The organism is Pseudomonas sp. BF-B-30, from assembly GCF_019956305.1.
Classification (GTDB): Bacteria; Pseudomonadota; Gammaproteobacteria; order Pseudomonadales; family Pseudomonadaceae; genus Aquipseudomonas; species Aquipseudomonas jessenii.
Genome location: NZ_JAHBDG010000003.1, coordinates 106,615 through 125,335 on the forward strand (window position 1 = coordinate 106,615; position 18,721 = coordinate 125,335).

16 protein-coding genes are annotated in these 18,721 nt (G+C 57.6%); 9 read left to right on the plus strand and 7 right to left on the minus strand.

The features are described 5' to 3' along the window. Positions 1 to 176: 176 nt before the first annotated feature. Positions 177 to 1,478, plus strand: coding sequence for an Nramp family divalent metal transporter (locus KGB29_RS02075; protein ID WP_150812736.1), 1,302 nt, complete (start codon positions 177 to 179; stop codon positions 1,476 to 1,478). A 45-nt stretch (positions 1,479 to 1,523) separates the two neighbouring features. Here KGB29_RS02075 and KGB29_RS02080 read toward each other — a convergent pair whose 3' ends face one another. The 4 genes from KGB29_RS02080 to KGB29_RS02095 all read right to left on the minus strand — a co-directional run bounded on the left by KGB29_RS02080 (position 1,524) and on the right by KGB29_RS02095 (position 5,464). Further along, on the minus strand, positions 1,524 to 2,480 hold the full coding sequence (locus tag KGB29_RS02080) for a 2-hydroxyacid dehydrogenase (RefSeq protein ID WP_150812737.1): 957 nt from the start codon (positions 2,478 to 2,480) through the stop codon (positions 1,524 to 1,526). A gap of 35 nt (positions 2,481 to 2,515) precedes the next feature. Continuing rightward, the gene (locus KGB29_RS02085; RefSeq protein WP_150812738.1) at positions 2,516 to 3,280 is read right to left on the minus strand and encodes an SDR family oxidoreductase; all 765 of its coding nucleotides are present in this window, start codon (positions 3,278 to 3,280) and stop codon (positions 2,516 to 2,518) included. A 42-nt stretch (positions 3,281 to 3,322) separates the two neighbouring features. Further along, on the minus strand, positions 3,323 to 4,015 hold the full coding sequence (locus KGB29_RS02090; RefSeq protein WP_150812739.1) for a fumarylacetoacetate hydrolase family protein: 693 nt from the start codon (positions 4,013 to 4,015) through the stop codon (positions 3,323 to 3,325). Positions 4,016 to 4,114: 99 nt separating this feature from the next. Beyond that, a complete protein-coding gene (locus KGB29_RS02095) occupies positions 4,115 to 5,464 on the minus strand; it encodes an MFS transporter (RefSeq protein WP_150812740.1) in 1,350 nt (449 codons plus the stop codon). A 585-nt stretch (positions 5,465 to 6,049) separates the two neighbouring features. Between KGB29_RS02095 and KGB29_RS02100 the strand changes: the two genes are divergently transcribed. Next, positions 6,050 to 6,982, plus strand: a complete 933-nt coding sequence (locus tag KGB29_RS02100; protein WP_150812741.1) for a helix-turn-helix transcriptional regulator — start codon at positions 6,050 to 6,052, stop codon at positions 6,980 to 6,982. Between the two features lie 247 nt (positions 6,983 to 7,229). Here the strand turns inward: KGB29_RS02100 and KGB29_RS02105 are convergent, their stop codons facing one another. The 3 genes from KGB29_RS02105 to KGB29_RS02115 all read right to left on the minus strand — a co-directional run bounded on the left by KGB29_RS02105 (position 7,230) and on the right by KGB29_RS02115 (position 10,959). After that, on the minus strand, positions 7,230 to 8,645 hold the full coding sequence (locus KGB29_RS02105) for an amino acid permease (protein ID WP_150812742.1): 1,416 nt from the start codon (positions 8,643 to 8,645) through the stop codon (positions 7,230 to 7,232). Between the two features lie 173 nt (positions 8,646 to 8,818). Continuing rightward, complete coding sequence (locus KGB29_RS02110; RefSeq protein ID WP_150812743.1) at positions 8,819 to 9,874, minus strand: ornithine cyclodeaminase; 1,056 nt, start codon at positions 9,872 to 9,874, stop codon at positions 8,819 to 8,821. Between the two features lie 50 nt (positions 9,875 to 9,924). Continuing rightward, the gene (locus KGB29_RS02115; protein ID WP_150812744.1) at positions 9,925 to 10,959 is read right to left on the minus strand and encodes a histone deacetylase family protein; all 1,035 of its coding nucleotides are present in this window, start codon (positions 10,957 to 10,959) and stop codon (positions 9,925 to 9,927) included. A 119-nt stretch (positions 10,960 to 11,078) separates the two neighbouring features. Here KGB29_RS02115 and KGB29_RS02120 point away from each other — a divergent pair, with 119 nt between their 5' ends. The 7 genes from KGB29_RS02120 (at position 11,079) to KGB29_RS02150 (ending at position 18,719) form a co-directional block, all read left to right on the plus strand. Next, positions 11,079 to 11,579 (plus strand): Lrp/AsnC family transcriptional regulator, encoded by a 501-nt coding sequence (locus KGB29_RS02120; protein WP_150812745.1) that lies wholly within the window; start codon positions 11,079 to 11,081, stop codon positions 11,577 to 11,579. A gap of 247 nt (positions 11,580 to 11,826) precedes the next feature. Further along, positions 11,827 to 13,104 carry a cystathionine gamma-synthase family protein gene (locus tag KGB29_RS02125; RefSeq protein ID WP_150812746.1) on the plus strand — a complete coding sequence of 426 codons (1,278 nt, stop codon included), beginning with the start codon at positions 11,827 to 11,829 and terminating at the stop codon, positions 13,102 to 13,104. A gap of 151 nt (positions 13,105 to 13,255) precedes the next feature. After that, positions 13,256 to 14,686 (plus strand): amino acid permease, encoded by a 1,431-nt coding sequence (locus KGB29_RS02130; RefSeq protein ID WP_150812747.1) that lies wholly within the window; start codon positions 13,256 to 13,258, stop codon positions 14,684 to 14,686. A gap of 60 nt (positions 14,687 to 14,746) precedes the next feature. Then, on the plus strand, positions 14,747 to 15,637 hold the full coding sequence (locus tag KGB29_RS02135) for a LysR substrate-binding domain-containing protein (RefSeq protein WP_150812748.1): 891 nt from the start codon (positions 14,747 to 14,749) through the stop codon (positions 15,635 to 15,637). Between the two features lie 16 nt (positions 15,638 to 15,653). Next, entirely contained in the window at positions 15,654 to 17,033 is a 1,380-nt protein-coding gene (gene thrC / locus KGB29_RS02140) for a threonine synthase (protein WP_150812749.1), read from the plus strand. Positions 17,034 to 17,055: 22 nt separating this feature from the next. Beyond that, on the plus strand, positions 17,056 to 17,493 hold the full coding sequence (locus KGB29_RS02145) for an Lrp/AsnC family transcriptional regulator (protein WP_150812750.1): 438 nt from the start codon (positions 17,056 to 17,058) through the stop codon (positions 17,491 to 17,493). 176 nt (positions 17,494 to 17,669) lie between these two features. Continuing rightward, on the plus strand, positions 17,670 to 18,719 hold the full coding sequence (locus tag KGB29_RS02150; protein WP_150812751.1) for a homoserine dehydrogenase: 1,050 nt from the start codon (positions 17,670 to 17,672) through the stop codon (positions 18,717 to 18,719). The last annotated feature ends 2 nt before the right edge of the window (positions 18,720 to 18,721 follow it).

Genomic DNA, 18,721 nt, shown 5'->3' on the forward strand with positions numbered 1-18,721 from the left:
CAGGCGCAGTGTTTGCACGAGCCGAGCCTGGTTAGATACCGTCCACGCAGCCCGGCGCTGACCCGCGAGCTTGAAACATTTATAAACACACTCGCTCAAGATTAGTTGTACGACGTCGTATCTAATGTGTTCGACTGCGCTCGTTCTCACAAAAAAAATAAATGGAGATACCCTCTATGACGAGCATTCCTTCCGTAGAAGGCCAGGCTGCGGCGCCCGCACAAAATCGATTTTCCCGAATACTCAAACTGCTGGGCCCAGGAATCATCGCCGTACTGTCCTGGCTGGGCGCAGGTGATCTGATCACGTCGTCCGTGGCCGGTGCCAATTACGGTTACGCAATGATGTGGGTGCTGGCGGTCTCTCTGCTCTTGAGATACCTGATCGTAAACATCATCGCTCGCTTCCAGTTGTGCAATAACCAAGGCATGACCATCCTGCAAGGCTATGCGCAGCTGAATCCCTTTTTCGCCTGGTTCATGCTCGTCTACGCCCTGCTGATGGGGCACTTGATGAACGCCTACATGATCAAGGGGGCGGGTGAGTCGCTGGCGATGCTGTTCAAAATCGACCAGCCACTGCTGTGTTCATTGGCGGTGGTACTCGCTGTGTGGATGCTGGTCGGTCGTAATATTTATTCGATGATCGAAGGCGTGATGAAGATGCTGCTGGCGATCATGACCCTGGCCTTTATTGCCTTGGCCGTAATGTCAGGTCCCGATGTCGCCGGTATCGTTAAAGGCACCATCGGCTTCAGTATCCCGCCGGATGAAGGCGTGCATGGCGCGCTGCTGGTGGCGGTATCGGTTATCGGCGCGGTTGCAGGCTCCATTGCCAACTTCGTGCATCCGTATGTCATGCGCCAGAAGGGCTGGGTAGGGCCGCAGCACAAGCGTGTTCAACGTAACGATTTGCTGTTTGCAGTGTTCGTCGGGATCGTCATCAACCTGGCCATCTGGATCGTCGGCGCGGAAATTCTGCGGCCCAACGGCATCGAGGTGAAGACCTTGGGCGACCTTGGCAAGGCGCTGGAAATTTTCTTTGGCCCGATTGGTTGGTATGTGTTCTTCATTGGCGTGTTCGCGACACTGTTTGCCAGTATTTCAGGCAAGACCACCGCGTTCCCGATGCTGATTACCGATGCCTTCCAACACGTTCGTCCTGAACGTCGCGAAAAGTACGGTAAAGAGTTTCATCATGATCCGATGCACAAATGGTTCATGCTTTTTATCCTGGTGACGCCGTTGATCTGGTCGCTGCCAGGCATGCCGGATTTCGTAACCCTGACCATTGGTGTCAGCGCGTTGAACATCATTGGCTTGCCGGTCATTTCCCTGGGCCTGCTGATCATGTCCAACCAGAAGTCGCTGCTGGACAAGAAATATCGCAACAACCTGTTTGAAAACATCGCGCTGCTCTTTGCTACAGGCCTCGCGCTGTGGGTCGCCTTCCAGTTGGGCGTCGATCTGTTTACCTGACACCGAGCCGCCAAGGGGACGCAACGTCCCCTTGGCGGCTAGCGTTCAATCAGTCACAGACCCTTGCGGCATTCTCCCGGCGAAACTGTCCACCAGGCTCGCCACCACCATCTCGCCCATCCGCGTGCGGGTCTGCAGCGTCGCGCTCGCGCGATGGGGCTGCAGCACCACTTTTTCGTTGGCAAACAGTGTCTCGGGGACGTTCGGTTCATCGACAAACACATCCAGCGCCGCACCCGCGATCTCACCAGCGGCAAGCGCCGCCACCAGATCGACCTCGTTGACCAGCTTGCCGCGCGCCACGTTGATCAGATACCCGTCCTTGCCCAGCGCCTGCAGCACCTCGGCATTGATGATGGCTTCAGCCTTGTCGGCAGCGGCCGCGAGAATCAGCGCATCACTGTTGCTGGCAAGCTGCTTCAGGTCGGCGATGAAGGTGTGGTTTACATCGCTCATCGGCTGCAAATCGGTGTAACTGATCGGGCAACCGAACGCTGCGGCGCGGGTCGCCACGGCACGACCGACCCGGCCCATGCCGACGATGCCAATGCGCATGCCGGACACTTGGCGCGCCAACGGCAACGGGGCCAACGGTGTCGGGCTATGGGGCCATTGGCCCGAACGCACATAACGATCACTGGTGCACAGACTCCGGCACACGGCAATCAATAATCCGATGGCCAGGTCCGCGACATCTTCGGTCAGCGCGCCGATGGTCGCGGTTACGCGAATTCCGCGATCCCTGGCGTATGCCAGATCCACCGCATCAGTGCCCACGCCATTGACCGCCACCACTTCCAGCTTGGGCAGTTGCGCCATGAGTGCCTGGCTGATACCGGTATGCCCGCCGGTGATCACACCGCGAATGTTCGCGCCGTGTTCCTGCAAATAAGCCTGCTTGTCGGCCTGCTGGAAGTAACGTCTGACGGTAAACAGCTCATCGAGCCTAGCGTTGATTTCAGGGATCAGGATCGGGCTGAGCTGCAAGACTTCTGGCTTCATATAAAACCTCGCGTAACGGAATAAAAAAGGCCGGTTTAACCGCGACCGGCAAACGGCATGGCGCTGGCCATGACGGTCATGTTCAGGACGTTCGCCTCCAGCGGCAGACCGGTGATGTAGCGCACGGCATCGGCCACATGCTTGACGTCCACCATCGGCTCCACGGCGATGGTGCCGTTGGCCTGGCGCACGCCTTTAGTCATGCGCACCGACATTTCGGTCAGGGCGTTGCCGATGTCGATCTGGCTGCAGGCGATGTTGAATTCGCGCCCGTCCAGGGCCAGGGATTTGGTCAGTCCCAGCACCGCGTGTTTACTGGCGGTGTAGGCGCTGCTGAAGGGGCGTGGGGTATGCGCCGAGATCGAACCGTTATTGATGATGCGTCCGCCCTGTGGCTGTTGCCGGCGCATCAGTCCGAAGGCACCACGGGCGCAGAGGAAAACGCCGTTGAGGTTGGTGTCGATCACGTTGCGCCACTGCTCGAATGTCAGTTCATCGAGCGGCACGGCAGGGGCGTTGACCCCGGCATTGTTGAACACCACGTCGAGGCGTCCGTATACCTCGGTGATGGTTGCAAACAGTGCATCGACACTGGCCGGGTCGCGCACATCAGTGGGGACCGCCAACGCTTCGTGTCCTTCGCTGAGTGCCAATTCGACCAAGGCCTGCAACGGCTCCGGCCGACGTCCGGCCAATACCAGGGTGAATCCGTCGGCCATCAGAGCCAGGGCCACGGCGCGGCCGATTCCGCTACCGGCGCCGGTGACCAGGGCCACCTTTAAAGGAAGAGTGTTAGACATGTTGTTATCTCCTTTTTCAATTCACGAGGGCGTGTGCCGGGTTCAAGGTCGCTGACCAACGCGCATTTCCAGTTGGCCGATGCCGGCGATCCCGGCGTTGATGATGTCGCCTGGTTGCAGCACATCGACGCCTGCCGGGCTGCCGGTCATGATCAAGTCACCGGCCCGCAGCGCTACCGATTGCGAGATGCGGCTGATGATTTCACTGACCGACCAGATCTGGCTGTCGAGGCTGTCGCGCTGGCGTTCTTCGCCGTTGACGTTTAGCCACAACTCGCCGTCCGGGTGTCCCGCGTGAGTCACCGGCACGATGGCGGTCATCGGTGCGGCGCCGTCGAACACCTTGGCACCTTCCCACGGCAAACCATTGCTTTTGGCCGCGCGCTGGACATCACGACGAGTCAGGTCAAGACCGACGGCATAGCCCCAGACATAGGCCAGCGCCTGACTCTCCGGAATATTGGCGCCGCCTTCACCGATGGCCACGACCAATTCGATTTCGTGGACAAACTCTTCAGTCAACGGCGGGAAAGTCACTTCACCCGCCGCATCCACCACGTTGCTCGCCGGTTTCATGAAGAACACTGGCGGCTGACGGGACTGGCCTTGGGTGTCTGGCCAAGGGTAGTTGCGGCCGACGCAAAATACCCGGCCGACGGGAAAGCGCTGCTGGCTGCCGGCAACCGGCAAGGTCGCAGGCAGATCCGGGGTAAAAACGTATTCGGTCATAGTCATTTTTGTAGTTGTCCTGTTGGAAGCATCAGCCTACGGCGGCTTCGTTTTGCGAAGTTGGACGAATGCCACCTCGTGTTGGAGAAAAACGCTTTTCTGCGCTCAGCGCGCCTTGAGTTCGATGCGATACAAACGACCGAGCAGCAACGAATAGGACAAGGTACCCATCAGCGCCACGCCACCAATGAACCAGAAGGCGTAGGCAAACGAGCCTGTCGCGTGGACGATGCCACCAATCACAATCGGAGTGACAATCCCGCCGATGTTGGCGGCCAGGCTGGTGACCCCGCCGGTCAGTCCTATCAATTCCTTGGGCGCGACCTCCGACACTGCCGCCCACGACGAAGAAGCGATTCCCTGGGCGAAGAAGGCAATGGTCAGCACGGCAATGCAGATCACGTTCGAGTCGGTGAAATTCACCAGCACAATCGACATCCCCAGCATTGATCCGACCACCAATGGCAACTTGCGAGCGAAGGACATTGAGTAACCACGGCGTATCAGCAAGTCGGAGACGATGCCGGCGAGCAAGATGCCGACCGTTGCGCCCACGAACGGTAGCACCGCGAAGATCCCGGCCTTGATCATGGTCAACTTGCGTTCTTCGATCAGGTACGTCGGGAACCAGGTCAGGAAGAAGTACAGCGCTGAGGTGCTGGCGAACTTGCCGATGCAAATCGCCCAGATCTGCCGATAGTTGAACAGCTCGGCGATCTGCCGCCAGTTGAACCGGGTGCGTTCCTGGCTGCTCTTGACCAGTCCACCCCCGGCTTCGATGTACTTCAGTTCTTCCGGGCTGACGGTCTTGCAGTTCAACGGATCGCGGTACAGGTACAGCCAGATCACTCCGAAAACAATGCCGAGTAATCCGGTGCTGTAAAACACATGGCGCCAGTCATAGGTCGTGGCCAGCCATAACAGCACGCCCGTGAACAGTGCCGTGCCCAGATATTGGCCGCACACGTAAATGCTGCTGGCCAGGCCCCGTTCGCGGGCCGGGAACCATACCGTCACCGCACGGCTGTTGGCCGGAAAGGCTGGAGCTTCCATGGCGCCGACGGCTAGGCGCAGTCCGAACAACGACGCGAAGCCCGTGGCGAAGCCCTGGCACACGGTGACCGTCGACCAGCTGATCAGTGATACACCGTAAGTGAACCGGGATCCGAAGCGATCGGCAACAAACCCGGCGGGCACCAGGGCGAGGGCGTAAGTCCAGGCAAACGCGGAAAAAATCAGGCCCATTTCAATCTTGTCCAGGCCCAGGTCCTTGGCGAGGAACGGCGCCGCAATCGAAATGTTCACGCGGTCGATGTAGTTGATGATGGTTGCAATCAGCAGCAACGACAGCATGAACCAGCGCCTACGCGTCGGCAGTCGTTGTGGCAGCAGGGCGTCCCGGGCGCCGGCATTCACCGACGGCGCGGTGGACGGGGAGGTTTGCGAGTTCGACATGAGTAGACCTTTTTATTGTTAGAAGAATCGAGATGTTCGCGCGCAGCCGAAGCCGATGCCGCCAGTGTCGGGGCAGAGCAATCGCTACTTGAATGAGAGGCGCGGACAGCCGCTGTCAGGCGCTCAGATACGCCTTCGGACTGGCTCGATCTGGGGAGGGTTGGCGAGGGGGAAAATCAGGTTCATCACGTGCGCACCTTTTGATTGTTTTTGGACGGGTCGGGCTGCATTGGCTGTCACAGTGGTCGTACAACATCTCAAAATCAACGGGGGCGTTAGATCGTTTTTTCTTCTGAAAAAGGCGATTAATGCAGGTGTCCAAGAAAAATCAAATCAGCTCATTTCCTTAGTCATGCTTCATGCGTTTAATAAGATTATGTTTTTAAATGATTAATTATTTTTATGTGCTCGTAGTTTTTTGGACGGACGACAAATCACACACGGATACAATTAATTCTCTGAATTTCGTTGTCATCCTATGACATGTTGAGGTCAGCAGGGTCTGCCTTCACAATCAGCGCGGTCGCCGCCTGCATCGCGGCGCGACGACAACCTGTCCATGTACCTGTCGAGGATCCTCAGGCGATGTCGTCACCCAGTCGAGTACCCACTTACGTCATGCAGCAGCGCAGCGAATTGACGGACTTTTACATCCGCGACAAAAAGGGACGGCGCGCCGAAACCAGCCCGCATCGCCACGAGTATTTCCAGATCCAGGTCAACCTCGGTGGCGATACAATGCAGCACATCGGCAATGTCGAACGTCCGTTTCCGCGCAACACGCTGGCCTTCATCCTGCCGCATCGCGTGCACGTGATTCCGCATCCGGCCGACAGCAACTTCATGGTGATCAATTTTTCCCAGACCTTCCTGCTGCCGCATTTGCAGTGCGATCCGATGGATCTGGAGGAAGTCTCGATTCTGCTGGCGCCGGAGTTGTCGCCGTTCCGCTTTCAAGAGCATCTGGATTTCATTCTGGCCGATGAGGATTTCAACAAAGTCTGTGCCTTGATCGAACAGATGCGAGTCCTGGATGAGAAGCGTCAGTTTGGCACTCGCGAGATGCTCAAGGGGTTGTTGCTGCAACTGGTGGGGAGCGTTTGTGCCTTGTATGCCGAGCCGCTCAAACGATTGGCCGAAGAGAATGCCGCCGAAGTCAGCCGACGCGATGCGCTGAGCAGGATGTCGGAATACTTGCGCAAGAACATCGCCGACCCCGACCTCAACTTGATTAAAGTTGCGGCGGCGACCTACCTGTCCCCGACGTACCTGACGCATTGGCTGCGCAGGGAAATCGGCAAGACCTTCACCGAACTGGTGCTCGAACGCCGAATGCACGCTGCACGCAATTATTTGCTCAATGGCACACGACCGGTGGGGGAGGTGGCGAGGTTGTGCGGTTTCGCTGACGAGGCATATTTTTCGCGACGCTTCCGCCAGATCCACGGCCAGCCACCTGGGCAATTCAGACGTCAGCAACTCAATCCTGATACGCCGCAATCGCCGTCCAACACGTGATCGACAGTTGTAGGTGATGTGGCGCTAGATACGAGGTCGATCCGGGCGCACCGGATTGGGGATGGGGTGATCGGCAGTTGGGCGCAACGCAGCGCGCTGCACTGAGCGAATCGTTCATTCGCAGAGTTGGCCGTCAGTAAAATCTGACGGCCTTCGCTTGCCGCTCTTCAACCTGCAGGTGCCCCACAAACGCCACGTTGCTCAAGCGCGGTTCACTGCATCGGCACCTTGAGGTGGCAGGTGAACATCAGCTGTACTGATTTGCCGAACCAGCAGCGGATTTTAGCTTCCTGGAATGGGTCAGCTGATAAGCAATTGCCAACCAAATGAACCACCCTGGCATGACCAGTAAGGCAATACGAGTGTCAGGTCTTAATGCCAACAGGCAGAGAACAAACCCCAGGAACGCCAAGGAGAACCAGGCCATCGGCACGCCGCCAGGCATCTTGTAGGTCGATTGCGTATGCAGGTCGGGTCGGCTTTTGCGATAGGCAATGTACGACGCGAGGATGGTCGACCAAGTGAAAATCACCAGGATCGCCGACACGGTAGAAACGATGGTGAACGCTGTCATGACTTCCGGAACGATGAACAGCAGCAGTACACCCACCAGCATCAACAGTGTGGTAAACGCCAGGCTTAGCAGAGGTACGCTATTGCCCGACAAACGCCGAAAAATCCCAGGCGCATTGTCGTGACTGGCCAGTCCAAACAGCATGCGGCTGGATGAAAATACGCCACTGTTGGCCGATGAGGCGGCAGACGTCAGCACCACAAAGTTGACGATACCTGCTGCTGCGGGAAACCCTGCAACCAGAAACAGTTCGACGAAAGGGCTCTTGTTGGGCGAAACCTGCTGCCAGGAAGTCACTGCAATAATGCAGGCCAGTGCCAGCACATAAAACAGGATGATTCTCAGCGGAATCGAGTTGATGGCTTTTGGCAGGGTCTTCTCGGGGGAGCGAGTTTCGGCGGCTGCAGTACCGATCAGCTCAGTGCCGGCAAAGGAGAAGATTGCCATCTGGAATCCGGCAAAGAAACCAAACAGGCCGTTGGGGAAGGCCGCCTGTTTATCCAGCAGGTGGTTCAGGGATGCTGTAACGCCACTAGGTGATACAAAGGAGCTGGCAATCATCACCATGCTGACGCCAATCAGGGTGACGACGGCAATGATCTTGATGATCGCGAACCAGAACTCCACTTCACCGAAAAGTCTGACGGTCAGCACGTTTAGGGCGAACAGCGTCATCAACATACCGATGGCCGGGATCCAGGCGGGTACATCGGGGAACCAGTACTGAAAGAATCCGCCGACCACCACGGCGTCGCCCACCACCGCGACGCTCCAGCTCAGCCAGTACGACCAGCCGAGGAAGAATGCCGCCCGCGGGCCGAGGTAGGCACCGGCAAAATCCGCGAAGGTTTTGAAGTTCAAGTTGGACAGCAACAGTTCGCCCATGGCGCGCATGACGAAGTAGACGAACAGACCGATGATCATATAAATGAGGATGATCGACGTGCCGGAGAGGGCAATGATCTTCCCGGAACCCATGAACAGGCCTGTACCGATGGCACCTCCCATGGCCATTAATTGAATGTGACGATTGCTGAGCGTGCGCTGCAGCGCGGGCTGTTCAACCCGCTCGGACGGAGTCGATTTCATTACAAAACCTCTTGATTTTATGTTTTTGAGTTTTGGCAGAAAGGTGGCTGTCTAGCGTTCTTGTTAGGGATGCAACGGCTACTGACGGTGGTGGTTTGCGGGCGGCAGGGTTCGCGTTCACTGCAGGGTGAGTGGCCCCTTGGCACTTTGTTCAGGGGCACCACTTGTGGCTATCAACTGGCCGTGCGCAGGCGCGAGGGGACGATTGCTGGCTGCTGATCAAGCAGTTGGTAGAGATTTTTTATGTTGGAAGGCGTCGGCACCAGATGGATGCGCTCACCGATGGCATGCTCTCGCGCCAGGTCGTGCACGTAGCGCAGTGACGAAAAGTCTTCGAGGGCAAAACCCACCGAATCGAACACGGTGACCTGTGCGTCGTTCTCGCGCCCCGGGACTTCGCCCAGGACAATCCGGAAGAACTCGACGACAGGAAAGTCGGGCTCCAGTTGTTGAATATCGCCTTCAATCCGGGTTTGAGGTTCAAACTCAACGATGACCCGGGCATTGCGCAGGATCTCGGCGTGCAGTTCGGTTTTCCCCGGGCAGTCGCCGCCGACGGCATTGATATGCATGCCGGGCTCGATCATCTCGGGCGTCAGAATCGTTGCATAGGCTTTGTCTGCGGTGACGGTGGTGACGATGTGCGCGCCCTTGACCGCTTCCTGTACCGAGTTGGCCAGAATCACCTCAATATCCGGGAATGCGGCCAGGTTGTGCTTCAATTTGAGTGAAGCGTCGCGATCGATATCGAAAATGCGTATTTGCTTGATGGACAGCATTTCGTGGAAGGCGAGGGCCTGAAATTCGCTCTGGGCGCCATTTCCGATGATTGCCATGATGCTTGCACCCGGGCGCGCCAGGGACTGCGCAACCAGGGCAGAGGTCGCGGCAGTGCGTACGGCAGTTGTCAGCGTCAGTTCGCTGAGCAATGTTGGATAGCCGCTGTGGACATCGGCCAGGACTCCGAAGGCCATGACCGTCAGCATGCCTCTTTGACCGTTGTCCGGGTGACCATTCACGTATTTGAACGAGTACTGCTGGCCGTCGTCGGTGGGCATCAACTCGATCACACCGTCTGCTGAATGATTGGCAGTGCGGGGCGATTTATCAAACTGCGCCCAGCGTGAATAGTCAGCCTCAATGTAAGCCGCCATTTCGCGGATGGCCCGACAGATTCCCACCTTGGCGAACAGGTGTGCGGCATGATCGACATCGATAAAATGAGTCATTTTTTTATTCTCCGATTCAGTAGTTGAAACGCTGCGATTCAGGGCATGACTCAGGCACGTTTGCTCTCGAAACCATGCAGTACGTTGACCGCATTGATCCCGATCTCATCGACCATGTAGCCGCCTTCCATCACGAACAGGGTGGGGCAGCCCACGCCCGCGATCAGCTCGCCGATGCCGATGAAGTCTTCGCTTTCCAGCAGGAAGTGGCTGATGGGGTCGTCCTTGAACGTATCGACGCCGAGTGAAATAACCAGTACTTCAGGGGCGAATTGCTGCAGTTTCCTGCAGGCGTGGAGCAGGGCGTTGCGGTAGCTTTCCCAGGTGGTGTTCTTCGGCAACGGGTAGTTCAGGTTGTAACCTTCGCCGTGGCCGGCGCCGACTTCGTGGCTGTAGCCTGAGTAGTACGGATAGGACACTGCCGGTTCGCCGTGCAGCGAGACAAACATGACGTCGCTGCGCCCGTAGAAAATGTTCTGCGTGCCGTTGCCATGATGAAAGTCGACGTCCAATACCGCGACACGTTTGGCGCCTTGGGTAATGGCTTGCTGTGCGGCAATGGCGGCGTTGTTCAGATAGCAGTAGCCGCCCATGTATTCACGTGCTGCGTGATGGCCAGGTGGGCGACACAGGGCAAAGGCACTGTCGTGGCCTTCATCGATCAGCGCCAGTCCGGTCAGCGCGATATCGGCGCTGGTTTTTACTGCTTGCCATGTGGTGGCGGTAATGGGGGAGCCGGCGTCCATGGCGTAGAAACCCAGTTTGCCGTCGATGAAAGTCGGTACTTGCTCGTTGGCCAGATCGCGCACGGGCCATACCAGCGGCAAGGCATCGTGGGTGCGTCCGGTTGCGCACCATTCAGACCAGGCAGTTTCCAGAAAGGTTACGTAGCGCTCGCTGTGCGCGTTGACATAGCACGACCGGTCAAATGCTCGCGGTTCGATGACCTGGCCAAGCCCTACCTGTTTGACCCGATGATGGACGGTATCGGCCCGACTGGGCTGTTCGAAGGAGGGCTTGAGCACGCCGTCTTTCAATTCGGAGCCGTGGTGCAAACGGTGGGAATCACTGAAAACTGTAAACATTGTGCGCATCCGTTGATGTGAACCAGTGCAAATATTCTGTTCCGGTCTGGAGGCGCTTTCTTTGCTTTGTTTTCGTGTTTTACTAGATTGTTCGGGATTTATTACTCAGGAATGGCGTAATGAAGAAAAAATCATCCAAGCGCATCAGTCTCGACGACACCGACCTGGCGATTCTCGCGTTGCTGCAGGAGGACGCGAGTATTTCCAACGCCGAGCTCAGTGAGCGGCTGTCGTTAAGCCTTACGCCTTGCTGGCGGCGGCGTAAGAGAATGGAGGAGGCGGGCGTGATAAAGGGCTACCAGGCCAACCTTGATCGACGAATGCTGGGGCTGGATATCATGGCGTTCGTGCACATCCGTTTTTCCACCCACGCCGATCACGCTCCGGACGCCTTCGAGGCGGTGATTGCGCAATTGCCCGAAGTGTTGTCCTGTCACAAGATCACCGGGGATGCCGATTACGTACTGCAAGTGCTGGCAGAGGATCTAGATAGCTACAGCGACTTTATCGAACAGGTACTCAGGCGTCAGGTGGGTATTGCATCCATCCAGTCCAGTTTGTCGTTACGCGAGGTCAAGACCAGTAGCCGTATAGCGATACCCAAATCGAGCAGGGGGTAAAACGATTGAGGTAGTCCGGAGCCCCGACGATGACCCAGGCAACATTGGGCGACAGCCGCTGAACAATCATGCCTTCCTGAAAAACAGATCAGAAGGTGTAAACCTATTTCAGGACTACACAGCCATTAAAAAAAGCAGCCCTTTGGCACCGATAACATCGTTTCTCGGGCGCACCGCTTTTCAATATATTGGCCGCCAGATCTGGTGAATGACTCAACACTCACCACCCTCAGTGCGAGTAGTCTTAATGAACAATAAACCTGACAACGCGGGGCTTGATAACGCCGGAACCGGGACCCGAGCGGTCTGGGGCGGGGAGCAAGTCAGGCATCCCTACAACGCCACTCAAACACCGATCGTGGTCAGCGCCGCTTACGGTTACGACGACATCGACGTCTGGTACGACGTTGCGTTGGGCAAGACGCCGGGCTTTATCTACAGCCGCATGAGCAACCCGACAGTCGAGACCCTCGAAGCAAAGATTCGCGAGCTGGAAATGGCCGAGTCCGCCGTGGCCTTCAGCAGCGGCATGGCGGCGATCAGCAGTGTGCTTTTCACCTTCCTGGCCAATGGCGATCGTGTGGTGTCGACCAAGGACAGCTACGGTGGCACCAACAAGATTTTCGAAGAATTCCTGCCGCGCACGGGTGTGGAGGTGACATTGTGCGAGACGTTCGATCACGAGGAGATCGAGCGTGAAATCGCCAAAGGCTGCCAGTTGGTGTACCTGGAAACGCCGACCAACCCGACCCTGAAAATACTCGATATCCAGCGTCTGGTAGCTGCAGCCAAGCGCGTCGGTGCCGTGGTGGTGGCGGACAACACCTTTGCCACGCCGCTGAATCAGAACCCCCTGGCGTTAGGGGTGGACGTGGTCATCCACAGCGCGACCAAGTTCCTCAGCGGTCATGGCGATGTACTTGGCGGCCTGGTGTGCGGCAGCGAATCCTTGATGGCCAAGGTTCGTCATTACCGGGAAATCAACGGTGCGACGCTCGACCCGTTCTCGGCCTACATGATCATCCGGGGCATGAAAACGCTGGTGCTGCGCATGCGTCAACAGCAACGCAGTGCCCGTGCCCTGGCGGAGTTCCTCTGCACCGAACCGTTGGTTGAGTCGGTCAATTATCCCGGCTTGCCCGGTCATCCGAACCACGCTGTGGCGTGCGCGCAAATGTCCGGCTTCGGCGCCATCGTCAGTTTTGTTCTGGTCGGTGGGATGGACACGGTCAAGGTGCTCTTGCCACGTCTGCGATTCGCCCACTGCGCGGGCAATCTCGGTGCAGTGGAAACCATTTACGGCCCGGCCCGGACCACCAGCCATGTCGAGAACACGCTGGAGGAACGACTGGCTCTGGGTATCTCCGAAGGACTGGTGCGGGTCTCGGTCGGCATTGAAGACACTGACGATCTGCTCGACGATTTGAAGCAGGCGTTCGCTTTTGTCAGGTGTTCGCGCGATGAGCTGGCACAGGCAAACACACAGCACTCAAACAACAAAACGTGCATCGAGGCTGCAAGCTGAAGTTTTAACGTTAGTACCTCACGACAAGGCTGTTAGTGAGGCGTTCATGAAGTGGAATAATAATAAAACTTAGTGGCGACCTGTTTTTACTCTGCCCAGTAACTGATCGCAGACGTTAATGCGCGCCCTGACAACTTTCATGAGAACAACCATGTCCATAAAAGAAGAACAACTCACTACGCGTGCCGGTTTTAAACAGGAAATGCAGACGCGCCACATTGTCATGTTGGCATTGGGTGGCGTCATTGGTACCGGGCTGTTTCTCACGTCCGGGTACACTGTTAACCAGGCCGGTCCGTTGGGTGCAGTCATCGCCTACATCATTGGCGCACTCATGGTTTACATGGTCATGATGTGCTTGGGCGAATTGGCGGTGCAGATGCCGGAAACGGGTTCGTTCAGCACCTACGCCACGCGTTTTCTCGGACCCGGCACCGGCTACACCGTGGCGTGGTTGTATTGGCTGACCTGGACTGTGGCAATCGGCTCTGAATTTACCGCCGCCGGGATTTTGATGGCGCGCTGGTTTCCGGATACACCGGTATGGATTTGGAGCGCGCTGTTCGCAGGCTTGGTGTTTCTGACCAACGTGATTTCGGTACGCTTGTTCGCTGAGACCGAATTCTGGTTGTCTCTGGTCAAAGTGGTGACCGTGGTGGTTTTTCTGCTAATCGGTGGTGGCGCGATTATCGGTCTGCTGCATATCGATCAGGCTCACAGTATCGGGCTGAGCAACTTCACTCGCGAGGGGCTTTTCCCTACCGGTTTCATGCCGATTGCCATGACGTTACTGGCGGTCTCCTTTGCGTTCTCCGGTACTGAACTGATCGGCATCGCCGCGGGTGAAACCAAGGACCCCCAGCGCAATGTGCCACGTGCCATTCGCACGACCGTGCTGCGCTTGGCGATCTTCTTCGTAGGTACCATTTTCGTCCTGGCGACGCTGTTACCCCGTGAGCAGGCCGGCCTGGTAGAGAGTCCATTTGTCACGGTGTTCACTTACATCGGGATTCCCTATTCGGCTGACATCATGAACTTCGTGATCATCAGTGCCTTGTTGTCGGCCGCCAACTCCGGTTTATACGCTGCTTCACGGATGCTCTGGACCCTGAGTGACCAGGGTCACCTGCCCAAACAGTTCTCGGCCCTGACCCGCATGGGCACACCACTCAACGCCATTATTGTCAGCATGGCCGGTGGCGCCGCCTCTTTGCTCAGCAGCGTGTTTGCCGCCGACACCATCTATCTGGCGCTGGTGTCGATCTCCGGATTGGCAGTGGTGGTGGTGTGGATGAGCATCGCCGCGAGCCAGATTGCTTTCCGCCGTCACTATGTGGCCAATGGAGGCGATGTCCACGACCTTAAGTTCCGCGTCCGGGGTTATCCATGGGTGCCGTTGGGGGCGTTGGTCTGCTGCAGCCTGGCGTGTGTCGGGATTGCTTTCGACCCTGAACAGCGGGTAGCTCTGTACTTCGGTTTGCCATTCATCGCCTGGTGCTATTTCGTGTATTACATTACGCGCAAAAGCCGCGAGCGACGCTTGTCGGTTACCCCCTTGGCACAACCGTCCGATGCGTTCTAGGCACTGTCGACGGGGTGGGCAAGCGCGCTCGGTGGAGGGGGCGTCATTGAGGTTCAGACCATGAAGCAAAAGACGTTACCCCCATTGAACTGGTTGCGGGCATTCGAGGTGTCCGCCCGTTGCCTGAACTTCACCCACGCTGCCGAAGAACTGTTTTTGACTCAGGGTGCAGTCAGTCAGCAAATCCGCCAATTGGAAAGTCATCTGGGTGTGGCGCTGTTCAAGCGTTTGCCCCGTGGCTTGGGGCTGACCGAGGAAGGTCAGGCCTATCTGCCGGTCGTGCAGGATGCAATCACTCGACTGGCGGTGGGGACCAACGAGATTTTTGGCCAGCACAAACGCCGGCCGATCAAGGTGCGCGGCAGCCTGGCGTTTTTCGTGCACTGGCTGGCGCCCAAACTGGTGGATTTTCGCCAGGCCCATCCACAGGTCGACATCCGCTACATCAGCAACATCTGGGTCAAAGAACTGGATGGTGAGGACGACATGGAAATTCGCTGGGGCCATGGTCAATGGCCCGGCCTGGTGTCGCAGCGCCTGACTTGGGACACCTTGTTTCCGGTCTGCTCGCCAGCCCTGATGGCGAGTTCGCCGCTGACGGTGCCGGCGGACGTGGCGCACCATCCGTTGTTGCATGTCCTGGGTTACGAAGAGGGTTGGGGTTACTGGTTGAACATGGTCGGTGCAGACACCGTCGATTCGTCGACCGGCATGCAGTTTGACACACTGATTTCCACCTTGCGTATGGCCGAGTTGGGACAGGGGGTTGCCCTGGCCCGGTCCTCGATGGTTGAAGAGATGCTTCAGGACGGTCGACTGGTCGAGCCCTTCGACCAGCGCATCGAGGCCAGTGAGTCTTTTTACCTCGTACGCGGTTCCGGGGCCGACCAGCACCCCGACGCGGTCATGTTTTCCACCTGGCTGGTCGAGCAGGCACATCGTTTCAAATGAATGGCCGGAGCCAACCATGCACTATGTAAGTACCCGAAATTCGGCTGTTAAGGTCAATTTCGAAAGGGTCGTGTTGTCTGGAATTGCCGAGGGCGGTGGGTTGTTCGTGCCGCTCGAACTGCCGCTGTTCAAACCACAGGACATTGCCAACTGGTCGACCTTGCCCTATGACGAACTGGCCTATCGGGTGATCAGTCCGTTTGTTGGCGAGACGATCTCCGAGACAGACCTCAAATGCATGCTCAAGGAGGCTGGCAGCCAATTCAGCCATCGGTCCCTGGCACCTTTGCATCAGGTAGATCGCAACGAATGGGTGTTGGAGCTGTTCCATGGACCGACCCGTTCCTCGAAGGATTTTGCCGCCCAGTTGCAGGCACGGCTGGTGCAATATTTTCTGCGCAAACGCGGGCGTCGCGCGGTGGTGCTCGGTGCCACCAATGGCGACACCGGACTTGCCGCCATCGAGGCATTCAAGCACGGCGACGAAACGGACGTGGTGGTGTTTTACCCGGAGGCAGGTGTACCGCAAGACCAACTCCAGCACCTGCAAGCGGTGGCGCATCCCAAGGTTCATCAGTTCGCAGTGAATGGCAGTTTCGACGAGTGCCAGGCCATCGTCACCCGGCTGTTCCTTCAGTGGCCGTACACGCAGCACGAGGCGATCAGTTTCAACTCCAGCAACTGGGTCAGTGTGTTGGCGCAACTGGTGTTTTATTTCCACGCCGTGCTGCAACTGGGGGGCGGTCAGCGTCCGATTGGTTTCAGCGTGCCAGCCGCGAGTTTTGCCGAGGTCTATGCCGGCTACATCGCGCAGAAAATGGGCTTGCCGATCACTCAGATAATCGTTGCGACCAACCAGAATGACGCGTTGCATCAGTTGTTTCTGAAGAACCACTACTCCAGGTTGCGAGCCAACAAGACCTTGTCGCCGGCCATGGACCTGTCGATCTTTTCTAACCTGGAACGTTTTCTCTGGGAACTCTACGGGCATGACGATCAGGCCGTGAGTGCGCTGATGGCAGCGTTCGAATCCAGCGGCGAGATGACCATCGCCAACGAGTTCTGGTTGCAGGCTCGGATGATCATCGACTCTTACGCGGTCAGTGATGAGGAGACACTGAAGGAAATTACCTCGCTGTATCGTGACACCGGTTACGTCATCGACCCGCATACCGCCACCGGCGTCCTCGCGGCCAGGTTGTATCGTCGAAGCCTGGTGGCGCCGATGGTTACCCTGGGGGAAATCTCGCCGGCCAAATCGGCGGTGCTGCTCGGCGAGCTGGGGGTCAGCACGCCAGCGCAACACCGTCCGGTCCCGGCGCAAGGGCCGGAGCAGCTTTACCGGATTCAACCGGACGACCTCGATACCATCCATCAGCTGCTCGGCGCGCTGTGAAGGCGCGGCAACAGGAGGCCAAGTGAAGCGAATTCTGGACCCTCTCGATGAACACATCATCGCGGAACTGCGGCTCAATGCCCGGGCTGCCCACGCCGAGCTGGCGGCGAAGGTCAACCTGTCGCGCAATGCCGTGCGCCAGCGCATTGAACGGCTTGAGCGCGACGGGGCGATACAGGGTTATACGGTACGCACGGGGGAGGGGCGGCAAGCTTCTTCGAACATCAATGCGGTGATTTTCGTCTACCGCTACGACCGCATGCGTGGCGCGGAAGTGCTGCAGGCCCTGCGGGCAATACCGGAAGTCATTCAGTGCGATGTGATGAGTGGCGAGTTCGATCTGATGCTGCGGGTCGGCGCTGCCAGTCCGGAGCGGGTGCATAAGGTCTGGAATGAGATCTGCGCGTTGCCCGGGGTGGAAAACACGGTGACCTCATTCGTGCTGTCGTCCGTCGTCTAACCCCTTTATCGCTCTGAAAAAAGCCAACCTGTGTTGGCTTTTTTTATGCTTGGCGTTTTGCCCGGGTGCTGGTCAAAACGCCCACAAAATAGAGCAAATTGGCCTATTTCACTGCCCTGGTCGTGCCCCTAACCTAGAGCCCAACAACCCATCACCCGGATCAAGGGCATAAAAAAATGACTGAATACAAATTGGCGCTGGTTGGCTTTGGCGGTGTTAACCGGGCATTGGCTCAGCTGATTGCCGAACGTAACGAACAGTGGAATACAGAACTGGGTTTCACCCTGAAAATCGTCGGCGTGACTGACTTGTTTCTCGGTTCGGTGATTGGCCGCGAAGGGCTGGACGCCAGTGCTCTTGCCCAATTGCCGACAGTCAAAGGTGCATTGGCGCAACTGTCGGGTGGCGACGTCACAGCCCTCAATGAAGCGGTGATCAAAGATTCCGGCGCGGACATTATTGTTGAAGCCACGTTTACCAACCCGGTTGACGGTGAACCGGCCACTTCGTTCTGCCGTTGGGCGCTGGAGGGCGGCCAGCATGTCGTCACCACCAACAAGGGGCCCATCGCGTTGCACGGCACCGAGCTCAAAGCACTGGCTCGACGCAAACATGTCGCCTTTGAATACGAAGGCTCGGTCATGAGCGGCACGCCGGTTATTCGCCTGGCCCGGCAGGCACTGGCAGGCAGCTCCATTGTCGGTTTTGAAGGCATTCTCAATGGCACGTCCAACTTCGTGCTCACCAGCATGGAAGGCGGCCTGGGGTTTGCCGAGGCCGTTGCCAAGGCCCAGGCGCTGGGTTACGCCGAAGCCGACCCGACGGCGGATGTCGAGGGTCATGACGTACGCCTGAAGGTGGTGATCCTGGCGAATGAACTGTTGGACGCGAAGCTTACGGTCAGCGACGTCACGTGCAGCGGCATTTCGTCCCTCAGCCTTGGCGACATCGAAAAAGCCCGGCAGGACGGCGCTCGCTGGAAGCTGATCGGGTCGGCGATGCGCCATGCCGACGGCTCGATCAGTGCCAGTGTCGAACCGCGGCTGTTGAACAATGACCATCCGCTGGCCAGTGTTGGCGGTGCAACGAACGCGGTGTCGTTTACCTCCGAACTGCTCGGTGCGGTGACGGTTTCGGGACCGGGAGCCGGGCGCACGGAAACAGCGTTTGCGCTGCTCTCGGACATCATCAGCATCCATCAATCCATTGCACGCAACCAGGAGTAAGC

Coding starts and splice junctions, on each gene's coding strand:
- KGB29_RS02105 (WP_150812742.1), bottom strand. CDS start 8,645: ATGAAATCGACTCCGTCCGAGCGGGTTGAACAGCCCGCGCTGCAGCGC.
- KGB29_RS02120 (WP_150812745.1), top strand. CDS start 11,079: ATGAAGAAAAAATCATCCAAGCGCATCAGTCTCGACGACACCGACCTG.
- KGB29_RS02125 (WP_150812746.1), top strand. CDS start 11,827: ATGAACAATAAACCTGACAACGCGGGGCTTGATAACGCCGGAACCGGG.
- KGB29_RS02085 (WP_150812738.1), bottom strand. CDS start 3,280: ATGTCTAACACTCTTCCTTTAAAGGTGGCCCTGGTCACCGGCGCCGGT.
- KGB29_RS02110 (WP_150812743.1), bottom strand. CDS start 9,874: ATGACTCATTTTATCGATGTCGATCATGCCGCACACCTGTTCGCCAAG.
- KGB29_RS02090 (WP_150812739.1), bottom strand. CDS start 4,015: ATGACTATGACCGAATACGTTTTTACCCCGGATCTGCCTGCGACCTTG.
- KGB29_RS02095 (WP_150812740.1), bottom strand. CDS start 5,464: ATGTCGAACTCGCAAACCTCCCCGTCCACCGCGCCGTCGGTGAATGCC.
- KGB29_RS02080 (WP_150812737.1), bottom strand. CDS start 2,480: ATGAAGCCAGAAGTCTTGCAGCTCAGCCCGATCCTGATCCCTGAAATC.
- KGB29_RS02135 (WP_150812748.1), top strand. CDS start 14,747: ATGAAGCAAAAGACGTTACCCCCATTGAACTGGTTGCGGGCATTCGAG.
- thrC (WP_150812749.1), top strand. CDS start 15,654: ATGCACTATGTAAGTACCCGAAATTCGGCTGTTAAGGTCAATTTCGAA.
- KGB29_RS02130 (WP_150812747.1), top strand. CDS start 13,256: ATGTCCATAAAAGAAGAACAACTCACTACGCGTGCCGGTTTTAAACAG.
- KGB29_RS02150 (WP_150812751.1), top strand. CDS start 17,670: ATGACTGAATACAAATTGGCGCTGGTTGGCTTTGGCGGTGTTAACCGG.
- KGB29_RS02100 (WP_150812741.1), top strand. CDS start 6,050: ATGTCGTCACCCAGTCGAGTACCCACTTACGTCATGCAGCAGCGCAGC.
- KGB29_RS02075 (WP_150812736.1), top strand. CDS start 177: ATGACGAGCATTCCTTCCGTAGAAGGCCAGGCTGCGGCGCCCGCACAA.
- KGB29_RS02115 (WP_150812744.1), bottom strand. CDS start 10,959: ATGTTTACAGTTTTCAGTGATTCCCACCGTTTGCACCACGGCTCCGAA.